This is a genomic window from Actinomadura litoris, from assembly GCF_009733595.1.
GTDB classification, from domain to species: domain Bacteria; phylum Actinomycetota; class Actinomycetes; order Streptosporangiales; family Streptosporangiaceae; genus Spirillospora; species Spirillospora litoris.
In genome coordinates this window covers 189418-202984 of sequence record NZ_WOFH01000013.1, presented here as the reverse complement: position 1 = coordinate 202984, position 13567 = coordinate 189418, and the positions used below count along the sequence as shown (strand labels likewise).

Sequence of the window (13567 nt, the reverse complement as noted above, 5' to 3'; positions counted from 1 at the left end):
GCGGCTTCAGCCGTCCAGCGCGCGCCGCGCGACCTCGGGCGGTGCCGCCGCGATGACCTCCTCAAGGGCGCCGAGGGACGTCTCCAGGTCCGTGATCGACCGCGTGATCCTGTCGTGCTCCCGACGGAGGTCGGCGAGCAGGTCCGGGCAGGTGGGGACCAACCGGGCGTCGTCCTCGCGCAGGCAGGGGAGGATCGTGCCGATCGTGGCGGTGTTCAGGCCGGCGGCCAGCAGGCTGCGGATACGGCGGACGGTGTCGACGTCGGAGTCGCGGTACTCGCGGTAACCGCTGGGACGCCGCTGAGGATGGAGCAGGTCCTGCTCCTCGTAGTAGCGCAGCAGGCGCTCGTGAACGCCGGTCCGCCGCGACAGTTCGCCGATGCGCATGGCCTCTCCCCGGATACGGTTTGACTCTCACATCCATGTGAGAGTCTAGCGTTCCCCGCCATGAGAGAAAGTGTCACCATCCCCGCCGCCCTCTGCGCGAGCGTGTTCGTGGTCGGAACGTCGGAGTACCTGATCTCCGGCCTCCTCCCCCAGGTCGGAGCCGACCTGGACGTGTCGGTGGGCACGGCCGGTCAGGCCGTCACCGTCTACGCCCTCGGCGTCGTGTTCGGCGGGCCCCTCGTGGCCGCGCTGACCGCCAGGACGCCCCGCAAGGGGCTCGCGCTCGGTCTGATGCTGCTGTTCGCGGCGGGCAGCGCGATCAGCGCCGTCGCCCCGTCCTTCGAACTGCTGCTGGTCGGACGCCTGGTCTCCTCGCTCAGCCACGCCGCCTTCCTGGCGCTGGCCGTGGTGACGGCCACCAGCGTGGTCCCGCCGGAGAAGACCGGGAGGGCGATCTCCACGGTCGCCTCCGGCTTCACCGTGGCGACCCTGCTCGGCGTGCCGCTCGGCGCGCTGCTGGGGGAGAGCGCCGGATGGCGCGCCCCGTTCGCGGTCCTGACCGCGTTGTCGCTGGTCGCCGTCGTGCTGCTGGCGGCCGTCCTGCCCCGGCGACCGGCACCGACCGCGCGGCTGCGGGACGAGGTCCGGGTGGTGACCCGCCTCCCGGTGCTGCTGGCCATCGCCACCACGGCGGTCGGCTTCTCCGGTGTCGCCACGGTGTTCACCTACATCGCCCCGCTGCTGACGCGCGTGTCGGGCTTCTCCTCGGCGGCGGTGTCCGGGCTGCTGCTCGCCTACGGGGCGGGCAGTTTCCTGGGCAACATCCTCGCCGGCCGCTTCGCCGACAGGTCCGTGAGCGCGACCCTGCGAGGGGTGTTCGGCGGGCTGGCCGGGGTGCTCGTCCTCATCCCGTTCGCCGCCCTCTGGCGTCCCTCCGCGGTGGCGGCGGTCCTGGTACTCGGCCTGCTCGGCACCGCCACCATCGCCCCGCTCCAGGCACTGATCCTGCGCCACGCGGGCGATGCCCCGACGCTGGCCGCCGCCGCCAACGTCGGCGCCTTCAACCTCGGCGCGGCGGCGGGCTCGGCGATCGGCGGCGTCATCGTCGCGGCGGGCGCGCTGCGCTGGACGGGCCTGGCCGGCGCCCTGCTGAGCCTGGCGGGCCTGGCCCTGACCTACCTCGTTCTCCCCCACACCCCCACGCCCACGCGAAAGACCGAAGACCACGTCCCGGCCACCACCTGATACCCGATCAGGACGGGAGGGGTGGGCCGGGGAGGAGGTGGACGGTCATGATCAGGTGGCAGGGGGCCGCGCCGGTGCCCCGGTAGGCGTGGGGGGCGTCGCCGTTGAAGGTGGCCGTCTCACCCGTGTTGACGGGGTACTCGGTGCCGTCCAGGACGAGGGTCATGCTGCCGGAGGTGACGCTGATGGTCTCGACGACTCCGGGGCGGTGGGGGTGGCTGGGGTAGTCCTCGCCGGGGGCCAGGCGCCAGCGCCAGATCTCGACGGGGCTCGCGGTGGACGTCGTCAGCATCAGGCGCGCCTCGCCGCCCTTCGCGCCCGTCCACAGGGGGGCGATGGTGTCGGAGGCGGCGATGCGGACGCGGCCCTCGGGCGGCCCCTGCATGAGGTCGGACACCGAGACGCCGAGGGTGTCGGCGAGCCGGACGAGGGTCGCGAGGTTGGGGTTGCCCTGGGCCCTCTCCAGGGCGACGAGGGCGCCCTTGCTGACCTGGGCGCGCCGTCCGAGCTCCTCCAGGGACAGGCCCGCGCGCCGCCGGGCCGCCCGGACGTTGGCCGCGACGGTCCGCAGGGCCGCGGTCGGCTCGGTCACGTGATCACCCCGTCTGGTCATTCCGGCATACAGCCTAGTCGTTCCATTGCACCCTGTGACGGAGGGCTGGTCCTGCTGACCGGATGGATACAGGTGCTCCTTGGGGGACCATGCCCGGCGTTCATGCGATTACGTGCATTTCCGGCGGGCATTCGGCTTCACAAACGCCTGTCCGGAGCAGGAACGGGACTTTTCGGTACCGGTGCTAACCGCCGATTCAGGCGGGTCGCTAACGCGATGGACGGGAAATACGTAGGATAATTCGCGACTGGTCCAGACCTCTTCGAGGAGTCGATGATGCCCTCTTCTGGCAGCCCAGGTGCGAACCAGCCGCCCCGCCTTCCGGAGAGCGCGCAGGCGCGGTTCCGGATCGACATCCCCTCGCCGGCGCGGACGTGGAACTACTGGCTCGGAGGCAAGGACAACTACGAGGTCGACCGGGTCGTCGGCGACTCCACGGCCAAGGTGAACCCCGAGCTCACCACGCTGGCGCGGGAGTCGCGGAAGTTCCTGATCCGGGTGGTGCGGTACCTCGCGGCGCAGGAGGGCGTGCGCAACTTCCTGGACATCGGCGCCGGGCTGCCCACCGAGTCCAACACCCACCAGATCGCCCAGAGGACGGCTCCCGAGTCGCGCGTCGTATACGTCGACAACGACCCGATGGTGCTTTCGCATGCGCGTGCGCTCATGCGGGGGACGACGCCCGAGGGTGTCACCGACTACCTCGACGCCGATTACCACGAGCCTCGGCAGATCCTCGAAGAGGCGGCCAACGTCCTGAACTTCACGCAGCCGGTCGCGGTGATGTTCATGGGGGTGCTCGGATTCTGCCAGGACTACGAGACCGCCAAGCGGATCGTCGCCGAAACCGTGGAGGGTGTTCCGCCGGGCAGCTTCCTGGTGTTGTGGGACTGCACCGACACCTCCGAGGACGCCGTGCGCAGCACCGAGAACTACGCGAAATCCGGCGCGCTGCCCTACATTCTGCGCAGCGTCGAGCAGATCGGCGCCTTCTTCGGGAGCCTGGAGAAGGTCGAGCCGGGGCTCGTCTCCATCACGCGGTGGCGGCCCGATCCGGACCAGGGCGAGGGCCCCGAGCATGTCCACGGCTACGGGGCGGTCGCGCGGACGTCCTGATCGAGGGCGGCGATCTTCTTCTCCAGGAGCGTCCGCTCGCGGTCGTTGCCGCAGAGTCCGACGGCCCGTACCAGTTCGGCGCGCGCCTCTCCGGTGCGTCCGAGCCGGGTGAGCAGCTCACCGCGGACGCTCGGCAGCAGGTGCGAGGACGGGAGCGCGTCGGACAGGCCGTCCACGATCGGGAGCGCCGCCGCCGGGCCCCGCGCCATCGACACCGCCACCGCGCGGTTGAGCTCGACCACCGGGGACGGCGCGAGGCGGCCGAGCGCCTCGTAGATCAGGACGATGCGCTCCCAGTCCGTCGCGCCGACCGAGGGGGCGAGGGCGTGGCATTCGGCGATGGCCGCCTGGAGGCCGAAGGCGCCGAGGCCGCGTCCGGCCCGCCGCGCGCGGTCGAGGGCGGCCCGTCCCCGGACGATCGCGGGGCGGTCCCAGCGACGCCGGTCCTGGTGCTCCAGCAGCACCGGCTCGCCGCCCGGGCCGATGCGGGCGGGGAAGCGCGCGGCGGTCAGTTCCAGCAGCGCCAGCAGGCCGTTGACCTCGGGTTCGTCCGGCACCAGCCGGGCCAGCACGCGGGCGAGGCGCTGCGCCTCGCTCGCGAGGTCGAGCCGGATCAGCGCCCCGCCCGAGCTGGCCGAGGAGCCCTCGGTGAAGATCAGGTAGATCACGCTGAGGACGGAGCCCAGCCGTTCGGCGCGTTCGGCGGCGGGCGGCACCTCGAACGGGACGCGCGCCGCGCCGAGCGTCTTCTTCGCCCGGGTGATCCTGGCCTGCACGGTCGCGGTCGGGACGAGGAACGCCTGCGCGATCTCGTCGCTGGTCAGCCCGCCGACGACGCGCAGCGTGAGCGCCACCCGCGCCTCCCGCGACAGGACGGGATGGCAGGAGGTGAACATCAGCGCGAGCACGTCGTCGTCGATCCGGTCCGGATCCCAGAGGATGTCGCCGTCCGGGGCGTCGCCGCCCTCGTCCAGGTCATGGGCGAGGGCGGCGTACCGGTCGTCCAGGGCGGAGCGCCGCCGGTACAGGTCGATCGCGCGGCGGCGGCCGACCGTGAGCAGCCATCCCGCGCGGTTGCGGGGGACGCCGTCGCGCGGCCAGGTCACCAGCGCCTCGGCCAGCGCCTCCTGGGCGAGGTCCTCGGCCAGCCCGAAGTCGCCGGTGTAGCGCGCGAGCGCCCCGACGATGCGGGCCGACTCGATCCGCCAGACGGCGGCGACGGCCTCACGCCCGGTCGGATCGGCCATCGCCGCTCACAGACCCGCCGCTCACAGACCCGCCGCTCACAGACCCCTCGCTCACAGCTGGCCGGTGGACTCGCGCCACGCCCGCTCCTTCTTGATCCACTCGTTGTCCTGCGGGAACTCGTCGATCGTGGTGACCCGGCGGATCTCGGTCTTGAGCCCGGCACCGGTGAGCGGCGAGCGCCTGGCCCACTCGACGGCCTCCTCCTTGGACGCCACGTTGAGGATGTAGAACCCGCCGAACAGCTCCTTCGTCTCGCCGTACGGGCCGTCGGTGACCACGGGCGGCTCGGAGGAGTAGTCCACCACGACGCCCTCGGACGCGTCGCCCAGCCCCTCCGCGGCGACCAGCACGCCCGCGCGGATCATCTCCTGGTTGAACCGGCCGACGGTCTCGATCATCTGCTCGATGTCGACGTCGGCGTAGGCGGCGTAGGCGTCGTCGGTGGCGCGCATGATCAGCATGTACTTCATGGTTCCGTCTCCCAGGTCGTCGGGCCCCTGCGGACCCTGTCCCCCCTAGGTCGAACGGGGAACGTCGCCGATCGACACCTCGGCCCGACTTCTTCCGAACATCTTCGGCGCCGCCGGGGCGCAACGCGAACGCGGCGGGCGGGGTTCATGGGGCGTCGCGCCGGTCAGGGCGCGCACCGATGAGAGGAACCTCCTGTGGACCTGCGACTCAACGGCCGTGTGGCGATCGTCACCGGCGCCTCGAAGGGGATCGGCCTCGCCGTCGTCCGGACGTTGCTGGACGAGGGCGCGCGCGTCGTCGCCGTATCCCGCAAGTCGGGTGCCGACCTGGACGCGCTCGCCGGGCCGAACCTGGTGCACGTGCCCGCCGACCTCATGGACCCGGCCGCGCCCGCGGCGGTCGTGGAGCGGGCCGTCGAGGTGTTCGGCGGGCTGGACGTGCTGGTCAACAACGCGGGAGGACCGCCGCCCGGGGCCGTGCTGCCGCGGTTCGGCTTCCTCCCGCTGACCGACGACGACTGGCGCGCGATGTATGAGTTCAACCTCTTCGCCGTCGTCCGGACGGTGCGCGCCGCGCTGCCGCACCTGCTGAAGAGCGACGCGGCGTCGATCGTGAACGTCTCGTCGGGCAACGCGCGCCATCCGGCGCCGATGAACTTCGACTACAACTCCGCCAAGGCCGCGCTGAACAACCTGGCCAAGGGGCTGTCGGAGGAGTTCGCCCCGCAGGGCGTCCGGGTGAACACGGTGTCGCCCGGTCCGGTGCGGACGGCGTGGTGGACGGAGGAGGGCGGCGCCGCCGACGTCCTCGCGGGCGCCACCGGCGCCGACCGCGACGCGGTGATGGACAGCGTCGCGCCCGAGATGATGAGCCTGAGCACGGGCCGCCTCGCGCTCCCGCAGGAGGTCGCGGACGTGGTCGCGCTGCTGGCCTCCCCGCGCTCGGCGAGCACGACCGGTGCCGACTTCGCGGTCGACTCCGGGTTCCTCAAGGAGCTGTAACCCCCCGCATGCCCGTGCCGGGGCCTCCCGGCACGGGCATCGCTATAAGCAATACTTCTGCACTTGATCAGATCTATCTCTTGGACTTCTGGCCCCGCCTGTCACGAGGATGGAGGTGTCAGGGAAAGCGAACCGTCCGGGGGGACCCCATGACCACGCACGACACGCTCGCCGCCAAGATCCGGGGACCGGTCCTCGAACCCGGCGACGAGGGATACGACGACGAGCGGACCGGTTTCCAGCTCGCAGGCCCGCACCGTCCGGACGTGGTGGTCGGCGCCCTGGACGCGGCGGACGTGCGCGCCGCCGTCGAGTACGCGGCAGGCCAGGGGCTGCCGGTCGCCGTGCAGAACACCGGGCACGGCCTGCCCCGGGGCATGGACGGCGGGCTGCTCGTCAGCACCCGCCGGATGACCGGCCTCCGCGTCGACCCGGAGGCCCGCACGGCGCGGATCGAGGCGGGTGTGCGGTGGAGCGACGTCGTCCCCGAAGCGGCGGCCCACGGGCTGGCACCGCTGAGCGGATCCGCGCCGGGGGTCGGCGCGGTCTCCTACGTGCTCGGCGGCGGGATCGGGCTGATGTCGCGCGCGTTCGGCAACGCCGCCGACCACGTCCGTTCGCTGGAGGTCGTCACGGCCGACGCGCGACTCAGGCATGTGACCCCGGACGGCGACCCCGACCTGTTCTGGGCGCTGCTCGGCGGCCGCGCGAACTTCGGCGTCGTGACGAGCCTGGAGATCGGACTGGTGCCGGTAGAGCGGCTGTATGGAGGCGGGCTCTATTTCGACACCGAACTGATCCCGGCCGTCCTGGAAACGTGGCGGACGTGGACGACCGCCGTCCCCGACGCGATGACCTCGTCGATCGCGCTGATGCCCGTCCCCGACGCCCCGGTGTTCCCCGAGCCGCTGCGCGGACGGCGCGTCGCGCACGTGCGGATCGCCTACGTGGGCGACGCCGCCGAGGGCGAACGCCTCATCGCCCCGCTGCGCGCCGTCGGCCCCCGGCTCATCGACGCCGTCGCGGACATGCCCTACACCGAATCAGGGACCATCCACAATGAGCCGCCGATCCCGATGGCGTACCGGGCGACGAACCTCACGGTGGACGAGATCGGCGCCGACACCACCCGCACCCTGCTCGACCTGGCCGGTGACCGCGCCATCGTGGAGGTCCGGCAGCTCGGCGGAGCCCTGGCGGCCGCCCCGCCCCACCCGACCGCCGTGGGCAACCGCGACGCCGCCTACCTGATCGGCGTGCTGACCAAGCTCGACGGCGACCCGCTCCACGAGAGAGCGGAGAAGGAGCTGGGCAGGGCGTCGTCCGGGCGCCTGCTCAACTTCCTCTTCGGCGCCGCCGCCACCCCCGAACGGGTGCGGGAGGCGTTCGACCCGTCCGCCTACCGGCGGCTGCGCGAGCTGAAGGCCGCCTACGACCCGTCCAACCTGTTCCGCCTGAACCACAACATCCCGCCCGCGAGCTGACCGCGCGCCGGCCCGGCGCTCCGTGCTTTGTGTCCCGTGCCCCGCGTCCCGTGCTCCGGATGTCACATGTCGGCGATGAGCTTGTCGACGCGTTCGTCCACGGAGCGGAACGGGTCCTTGCACAGCACGGTGCGCTGGGTCTGGTCGTTCAGCTTCAGGTGGACCCAGTCGACGGTGAAGTCGCGCCGCTTCTCCTGCGCCCTGCGGATGAACTCGCCGCGCAGCCGCGCCCGGGTGGTCTGCGGCGGCACCGACTTGGCCTCGAAGATGTCCAGGTCCCGCGTCACGCGCTCGACCGAGCCCCGCTTCTCCAGCAGGTAGTACAGGCCCCGGTCGCGGCGCACGTCGTGGTAGGTCAGGTCGAGCTGCGCCACGCGCGGCGAGGACATCGGCAGGTCGTACTTGCTGCGGTACCGCTCGATGAGCTGGTACTTGGTCACCCAGTCGATCTCCCGGGCGACCAGGTCGAGATCGCCGGTCTCCACCGCGCGCAGGGTCCGCTCCCACAGCTCCAGGACGCGCAGCGCCACGGCGTCGCCGCCGCGCCGGTCGATGAAGTCCTTGGCCTTGCCGAAGTACTCCTTCTGGATCTCCAGCGAACTCGCCTCGCGGCCGTTGGCCAACCGGACCTTGCGGCGCCCGGTCGTGTCGTGGCTGACCTCGCGGATCGCCCGGATCGGGTTCTCCAGCGTCAGGTCGCGCAGCACCACGCCCGCCTCGATCATCCGCAGCACCAGGTCGGTCGCCCCGACCTTGAGCAGCATCGTCGTCTCGCTCATGTTCGAGTCGCCGACGATCACGTGCAGCCGACGGAACCGCTCGGCGTCGCCGTGCGGCTCGTCGCGGGTGTTGATGATCGGACGCGACCGGGTCGTCGCCGACGACACGCCCTCCCAGATGTGCTCGGCCCGCTGCGACACGCAGTACACCGCCCCGCGCGGGGTCTGGAGCACCTTGCCGGCGCCGCAGATGATCTGCCGCGTCACGAGATAGGGGATCAGTGCGTCCGCGAGCCGGCCGAACTCGCCCTGCCGGCCGACGCAGTAGTTCTCGTGGCAGCCGTAGGAGTTGCCGGCCGAGTCGGTGTTGTTCTTGAACAGGTAGATGTCGCCGACGATGCCCTCCTCGCGGAGCCGCCGCTCGGCGTCGACCTGTAGTTCCTCCAGGATCCGCTCGCCCGCCTTGTCGTGCGTCACCAGGTCGACGACGCTGTCGCACTCGGGCGTGGAGTACTCGGGGTGGCTGCCCACGTCCAGATAGAGCCGCGCGCCGTTGCGCATGAACACGTTGCTGCTGCGGCCCCACGACACCACCCGCCGGAACAGGTAGCGGGCCACCTCGTCGGGTGACAACCGCCGCTGGCCACGGAAGGTGCAGGTGACGCCGTACTCGTTCTCAAGCCCGAAGATGCGCCTGTCCACACTCGTGAGCGTATGCGGCCGGACGCCCGGTTGGCAGTCCCCGCAAGCCTCTGTTCGACCGCCGTCCGGCCAGGGCTGCACACCCTGGCCGGTCGCGGCGGGCTCGGGGCGTCAGGGCTCCAGGAGGAAGACGGGGATCTCGCGGTCGGTCTTGTCCTGGTACTCGGCGTAGGGCGGGTACGCGGCGACCGCGCGCTTCCACCACTCGGCCTTCTCGTCGCCGGTGATCTCGCGGGCCGTCATGTCCTGGCGCTCCGACCCGTCCTGGAGTTCCACATGCGGGTCGGACGTGATGTTGTGGTACCAGAGCGGATGGGTCGGGGAGCCGCCCTGCGAGGCCACGGCCGCGTACCGGCCCTCGTGCTCCACGCGCATCAGGGGGGTCTTGCGGAGCTTGCCGCTCTTGGCGCCGCGGGTCGTGAGGATGATGACGGGGAGGCCCGTGTCGGCGAGCGTGGTCCCCTCCGTACCGCCCGAGCGCTCGTAGAGTTCGACCTGTTCGCGCACCCACTGCGTCGGGCTCGGCTCGTACTCGCCTTCAAGAGGCATCGCGTTCACTCCAAGGATGCGGGCGGAATATCGTGCGTGGTTCAGCGAAGGAACCGTGTCGCTTCAACCTCATCAGGCGGGCCGATGTTCCGCCCGGCTTCCGCGACCTCCGCGCCCTGAGCGCGTCGCGTGGTCAGGGCCCCGGTTCGGACGGGCCGGACGTCCGGAACCGGGGTCTCGCGGTCAGGCTCCCTGTTCGTGTCTCGGGAGGAACGAGGCCGGGACGAGCGCCAGGAGCATGATCGCCACGGCGAACCAGTACGTGTCGCGGAACGCGCCCGCGAGCGGGCCCGCGACGGCGGCGTGGGCCTCCGGGGTCAGGCGGTGCAGGGCCTGGAGCGTGCCATCGCCGCCGTCCGGGACCAGGCCGCTCATGAACGCCGACAGGATGACGGACGCGATCGCCATGCCGACCGCCGCCGACGTCGCGTTGACCAGGTTGACCGTCGTGCTCGCCGCCGGGGCCCGCTCGTGCGACATGCCCCGCGTCGCCGTCGTCATCGTCGGCATCATCGTCGCGCCGCCGCCCGCGCCCATCAGCACCATCGCCGCGCACAGCCCCCAGTACGGGGCGTCCGCGTCGAGTTGGATGGTGAACAGCGCGAAACCGGTGACCGCCGTCGCGATCGCCACCGGGACGAGCCGTCCCGCCGGGATCCGGTCCACGAGCCGTCCCGCGACCTGCACCGCGACGCCCGAGCCGAGCGCGAACGGGATGCCGAGCAGGCCCGCGACCGTCGTGCTCTCACCCCGCACGACCTGGAGGTAGAGCGGGAGGAGCAGCATCGTCCCGAAGTAGCCGGACGCGAACAGCGCCAGCGTGCCGGCGGCCGCCGCGTAGGTGCGGTCGCGGAACGGGGCGAGGTCGATCAGCGGGTGCCGCGCCGTGCGGGCCCGCATCACGAACATGCAGGTCAGCACCACCCCCGCGAGGAGCGGCAGCAGGACTCCGGGCGATCCGAACTCGCCGCGGTCGCCGCCCGCCGTCACCCCGTACAGCAGTGCCGCGAGGCCCGGCGAGAGCATCAGCATGCCGGGCACGTCCAGCGGACGCGGCGTCTCCGGGACGTCGCGGGGGAACGTCCGCAGGCCGAGCAGCACGACCGCCACCGCGACCGGCAGGTTGACGAAGAACATCCACCGCCACGAGACCTCGTCGATCAGCCATCCGCCGATCACCGGGCCGGCCAGCGGGCCGACGAGGATCGCCAGGCCGAGCGTGCCCATCAGCTTCCCGAGCCGGTCGGGGCCCGCCGCGCGCAGCAGGATCGTCATGCCGACCGGCATCACCATGCCGCCGCTGACGCCCTGCACGATCCGGAACGCGATCAGCGACTCGATGTTCCACGCGAGCCCGGCGAGCACCGACCCGGCCGCGAACGCCGCGATCGCGCCGAGGTAGAGGCGGCGCGCGCCGAACCGCCCGACCGCCCAGGCCGTGCCGGGGATGACCGCGCCGAGCGCGAGCGAGTACGCGGTCGCGACCCACTGGACGGTCGCCAGCGGCGCGTCGAAGTCCTGCGACAGCCGGTTGATCGCGACGTTGACCACGGTGGTGTCCAGCGTGATCATGACCGCGCCGAGCACCAGCACGAGCACGATCGCCATGGCCCCGGACTCCGGCCGCGTCCGGGGCCTCGGCTGGGTGATCATGACTCGTACGGGCGGACCGACCTGGCCGCGCGCAGCGCCTGCCCCCACCAGTCGAGCTGGTCCAGCAGGCCCTTCGCGGCGTGGGCGGCGCCCTCGGCGTCGCTCGGACGGCCGTCGTCGCCGAACCAGTTCCACGGGTGGTGGAAGCTCACGGTGTCGCGGATCGTGACCGCGTGCAGTTCCGCGAAGACCCCGCGCAGGTGCTCGACCGAGCGCAGGCCGCCCGCGAGGCCGCCGTAGGAGACGAACGCGACCGGCTTGGCACGCCACTCGTAGAAGTGCGTGTCGATCAGGTTCTTCAGCGTGCCGGGGAAACTGTGGTTGTACTCGCAGGTCACGACCACGTAGGCGTCGGCCTCGGCCAGCTTCGCCGACACCTCGCCGAACCTCCCGGGCGCGGCGGCGCCGAACGCCGAGGGGGGTGGCGTGTCCGCCACGTCCAGCACCTCAAGGGTCATGTCGTCGCGCTCGGCGGCCACCCCGGCGAACCAGGTGCCGACCGTCGGCGCGAAACGCCCCTCCCGGGTGCTGGCGATGATGATCGCGACTCGCAGCGGATTCTCGGTCATGTTCCCACTCCTCGAAACGGGGCCAACGGGATCGAAGCTACGAAGATCGACCGCTGCCGGAATCCGTCATCCGACTGGGCCGCCCTACCGGCCCCACTCTGAAACCTCATCAATGCTTGAGGTCAAGCGCCGGCCGCGGGCCTCGGGGCGGGGGCGGGCGCGGGAGTTCGACCCTGGGCGGTCGCGACCCTCCGGCATCATCCGTTGCGCGCTGCACCGGAGGCATTGGACAAAACGCCAGGATGGCCGTTATCGGGCGCATTACCGCGCCGGGCGGAAACGGTCGCAGGTGTATGTTCGTGGTGTGCGGGTGGAGACGAATGCCGAGTTCCTGCGCCAGGGGCGCAGGGTCGCGCTTCGCCGTATCACGAAGCACGACCGGGAGGAGTTCCTCGGGCTGGTCGAGTCGAGCCGTGCCCTGCACCGCCGCTGGATCGTCCTGCCCACCACGCCGGACGAGTTCGACGACTACGTCTCACGTTTCGACCGGCACTCGGCCGACGGATTCGTCATCTGCCTCGCGAAACGCCGCAGCATGGTCGGGTTCGCCAACCTCAACGAGATCGTCAGGGGCGCCTACCAGCGCGGCCTGATCGGGTACGGCGCCTTCGCCCCGAGCGCCGGTTCGGGGTACATGACCGAGGGCGTCGACCTGCTGCTCGACTACGCCTTCACCGATCTCGGCCTGCACCGCCTGGAGGCCGACATCCAACCCGGGAACATCCCGTCACTGAAACTGGTCAGGAGATTGCGGTTCCGGAAGGAAGGGTATTCTCCGGCTTTCATCTGCATCCGGGGTAAATGGATGGACCACGAGCGGTGGGCGATCACCCGGGAGATGATGGACACGCGGCCCGGCTGAACACCGCGCTATTCGGGCAGCCAGCGGTGCTGGTCGTCCGGCGGGGGCGGCGGCTGGAGCAGGGCGAGAAGCCGGCGGAGTTTCGGGTCGTGGTTCCGGCGGTGCCAGACGACCGACCAGGGGAACAGCGGGACGGGATCGACGATGGGGAGCCGCCGGACCCCGTCCTCCGACGGCAGCGTCATCCCCTCCTCGCCCACGGTGACGGCCCGCCGTTCCCGGTCCATCAGCTGCCGGTAGCTGAGAATGCCGATCGCGGGCTCGGAGAAGCGGAGCGGGATGCCGAACTCGGACGTGAAGCGCGTCAGATACGCCCCCCATTCGGTCGCGCCCGCCGGGTCGGGCATCACCAGTCCGGCGGACGCGAGTTCGGCCATCGCGAGCGTGCGCCGGGAGGCCAGCGGGTGGTCCTCGGAGACGAACGCGTGGAGCGGGACGAGTGAGAACAGGCGGCGGTTCAACTCGTCCGGCCAGGGGCGGCCGAGGTCGTTCGCGTAGCCGAAGGCGGCGTCGATCTCGCGGCGGAGAAGGGCGGGGACGGCGGCGGCCAGACCCTGCCGCATGCTCGGCTCCACGGTGAGGTCCGGAAAGGGCGCGATGGCCTCGCGAATGACCTCCATCGGCGTGAAACGCTCGTGATAGACGTCGATGCGCAAGGGGACGGAAACGCCCCGGACGGAATCCACCGCCGCGTCGAAGGAGGCCAGCGTCTCACGGGCCAGGGGCAGCAGCCGGTATCCGGCGGAGGTCAGCTCGACGGAGCGGGTCGTGCGGTCGAACAGCGGCGCGCCGAGCGCGGCCTCAAGGCGGCGGACGCGCTTGGAGAGCGCCTGCTGGGTCAGGAAGAGCCGCGCGGCCGCCCGTCCGAAGTGCAGTTCCTCGGCGGCGGCCACGAACGCGCGCATGCCCGGCAGGTCGGCCTCCACACCTCCCAGATTAACAACCCGG

General features: G+C 71.5%; 14 protein-coding genes. 5 read left to right on the top strand and 9 right to left on the bottom strand.

Annotation, left to right across the window (positions count from 1 at the left end):
• Window positions 1-6: 6 nt before the first annotated feature.
• Complete coding sequence (locus GNZ18_RS31935) at window positions 7-387, bottom strand: MerR family transcriptional regulator (protein WP_156220352.1); 381 nt, start codon at window positions 385-387, stop codon at window positions 7-9.
• A 60-nt stretch (window positions 388-447) separates the two neighbouring features.
• Between GNZ18_RS31935 and GNZ18_RS31930 the strand changes: the two genes are divergently transcribed.
• Window positions 448-1632, top strand: coding sequence for an MFS transporter (locus GNZ18_RS31930; RefSeq protein WP_156220351.1), 1185 nt, complete (start codon window positions 448-450; stop codon window positions 1630-1632).
• Between the two features lie 7 nt (window positions 1633-1639).
• On the opposite strand, the gene GNZ18_RS31925 is transcribed toward GNZ18_RS31930, so the two are convergent.
• On the bottom strand, window positions 1640-2224 hold the full coding sequence (locus tag GNZ18_RS31925) for a helix-turn-helix domain-containing protein (RefSeq protein ID WP_312874869.1): 585 nt from the start codon (window positions 2222-2224) through the stop codon (window positions 1640-1642).
• A 297-nt stretch (window positions 2225-2521) separates the two neighbouring features.
• Here GNZ18_RS31925 and GNZ18_RS31920 point away from each other — a divergent pair, with 297 nt between their 5' ends.
• Window positions 2522-3361 carry an SAM-dependent methyltransferase gene (locus GNZ18_RS31920; RefSeq protein WP_156220439.1) on the top strand — a complete coding sequence of 280 codons (840 nt, stop codon included), beginning with the start codon at window positions 2522-2524 and terminating at the stop codon, window positions 3359-3361.
• On the opposite strand, the gene GNZ18_RS31915 is transcribed toward GNZ18_RS31920, so the two are convergent.
• Complete coding sequence (locus GNZ18_RS31915) at window positions 3334-4608, bottom strand: RNA polymerase sigma factor (protein WP_156220349.1); 1275 nt, start codon at window positions 4606-4608, stop codon at window positions 3334-3336. The genes GNZ18_RS31920 and GNZ18_RS31915 overlap by 28 nt on opposite strands.
• A 51-nt stretch (window positions 4609-4659) precedes the next feature.
• Window positions 4660-5079, bottom strand: a complete 420-nt coding sequence (locus GNZ18_RS31910) for a YciI family protein (RefSeq protein WP_156220348.1) — start codon at window positions 5077-5079, stop codon at window positions 4660-4662.
• Between the two features lie 195 nt (window positions 5080-5274).
• Between GNZ18_RS31910 and GNZ18_RS31905 the strand changes: the two genes are divergently transcribed.
• Together GNZ18_RS31905 and GNZ18_RS31900 are read left to right on the top strand one after the other, a co-directional pair.
• The gene (locus GNZ18_RS31905) at window positions 5275-6081 is read left to right on the top strand and encodes an SDR family NAD(P)-dependent oxidoreductase (RefSeq protein ID WP_312874868.1); all 807 of its coding nucleotides are present in this window, start codon (window positions 5275-5277) and stop codon (window positions 6079-6081) included.
• 149 nt (window positions 6082-6230) lie between these two features.
• The gene (locus tag GNZ18_RS31900; RefSeq protein WP_156220347.1) at window positions 6231-7565 is read left to right on the top strand and encodes an FAD-binding oxidoreductase; all 1335 of its coding nucleotides are present in this window, start codon (window positions 6231-6233) and stop codon (window positions 7563-7565) included.
• Between the two features lie 62 nt (window positions 7566-7627).
• Here GNZ18_RS31900 and pafA read toward each other — a convergent pair whose 3' ends face one another.
• The 4 genes from pafA to GNZ18_RS31880 all read right to left on the bottom strand — a co-directional run bounded on the left by pafA (window position 7628) and on the right by GNZ18_RS31880 (window position 11757).
• Window positions 7628-8986, bottom strand: coding sequence for a Pup--protein ligase (pafA, locus tag GNZ18_RS31895; protein WP_214615784.1), 1359 nt, complete (start codon window positions 8984-8986; stop codon window positions 7628-7630).
• A 111-nt stretch (window positions 8987-9097) separates the two neighbouring features.
• The gene (locus GNZ18_RS31890; protein ID WP_156220346.1) at window positions 9098-9535 is read right to left on the bottom strand and encodes a nitroreductase family deazaflavin-dependent oxidoreductase; all 438 of its coding nucleotides are present in this window, start codon (window positions 9533-9535) and stop codon (window positions 9098-9100) included.
• Between the two features lie 183 nt (window positions 9536-9718).
• Window positions 9719-11143, bottom strand: coding sequence for a DHA2 family efflux MFS transporter permease subunit (locus GNZ18_RS31885; RefSeq protein ID WP_246250796.1), 1425 nt, complete (start codon window positions 11141-11143; stop codon window positions 9719-9721).
• Window positions 11144-11184: 41 nt separating this feature from the next.
• Complete coding sequence (locus tag GNZ18_RS31880; protein WP_156220344.1) at window positions 11185-11757, bottom strand: NADPH-dependent FMN reductase; 573 nt, start codon at window positions 11755-11757, stop codon at window positions 11185-11187.
• A 304-nt stretch (window positions 11758-12061) separates the two neighbouring features.
• On the opposite strand from GNZ18_RS31880, the gene GNZ18_RS31875 reads away from it, so the two are divergent.
• Window positions 12062-12619 carry a GNAT family N-acetyltransferase gene (locus tag GNZ18_RS31875; RefSeq protein ID WP_308165832.1) on the top strand — a complete coding sequence of 186 codons (558 nt, stop codon included), beginning with the start codon at window positions 12062-12064 and terminating at the stop codon, window positions 12617-12619.
• 8 nt (window positions 12620-12627) lie between these two features.
• Here GNZ18_RS31875 and GNZ18_RS31870 read toward each other — a convergent pair whose 3' ends face one another.
• Complete coding sequence (locus GNZ18_RS31870; protein ID WP_216651504.1) at window positions 12628-13545, bottom strand: LysR family transcriptional regulator; 918 nt, start codon at window positions 13543-13545, stop codon at window positions 12628-12630.
• Window positions 13546-13567 lie beyond the last annotated feature (22 nt).

Bases quoted from the DNA above. Each gene is read 5' to 3' on its own strand.
- GNZ18_RS31900 (WP_156220347.1), top strand. From the start codon at position 6,231: ATGACCACGCACGACACGCTCGCCGCCAAGATCCGGGGACCGGTCCTC.
- GNZ18_RS31920 (WP_156220439.1), top strand. From the start codon at position 2,522: ATGCCCTCTTCTGGCAGCCCAGGTGCGAACCAGCCGCCCCGCCTTCCG.
- GNZ18_RS31930 (WP_156220351.1), top strand. From the start codon at position 448: ATGAGAGAAAGTGTCACCATCCCCGCCGCCCTCTGCGCGAGCGTGTTC.
- GNZ18_RS31885 (WP_246250796.1), bottom strand. From the start codon at position 11,143: ATGGCGATCGTGCTCGTGCTGGTGCTCGGCGCGGTCATGATCACGCTG.
- GNZ18_RS31935 (WP_156220352.1), bottom strand. From the start codon at position 387: ATGCGCATCGGCGAACTGTCGCGGCGGACCGGCGTTCACGAGCGCCTG.
- GNZ18_RS31915 (WP_156220349.1), bottom strand. From the start codon at position 4,608: ATGGCCGATCCGACCGGGCGTGAGGCCGTCGCCGCCGTCTGGCGGATC.
- GNZ18_RS31880 (WP_156220344.1), bottom strand. From the start codon at position 11,757: ATGACCGAGAATCCGCTGCGAGTCGCGATCATCATCGCCAGCACCCGG.
- GNZ18_RS31910 (WP_156220348.1), bottom strand. From the start codon at position 5,079: ATGAAGTACATGCTGATCATGCGCGCCACCGACGACGCCTACGCCGCC.
- GNZ18_RS31890 (WP_156220346.1), bottom strand. From the start codon at position 9,535: ATGCCTCTTGAAGGCGAGTACGAGCCGAGCCCGACGCAGTGGGTGCGC.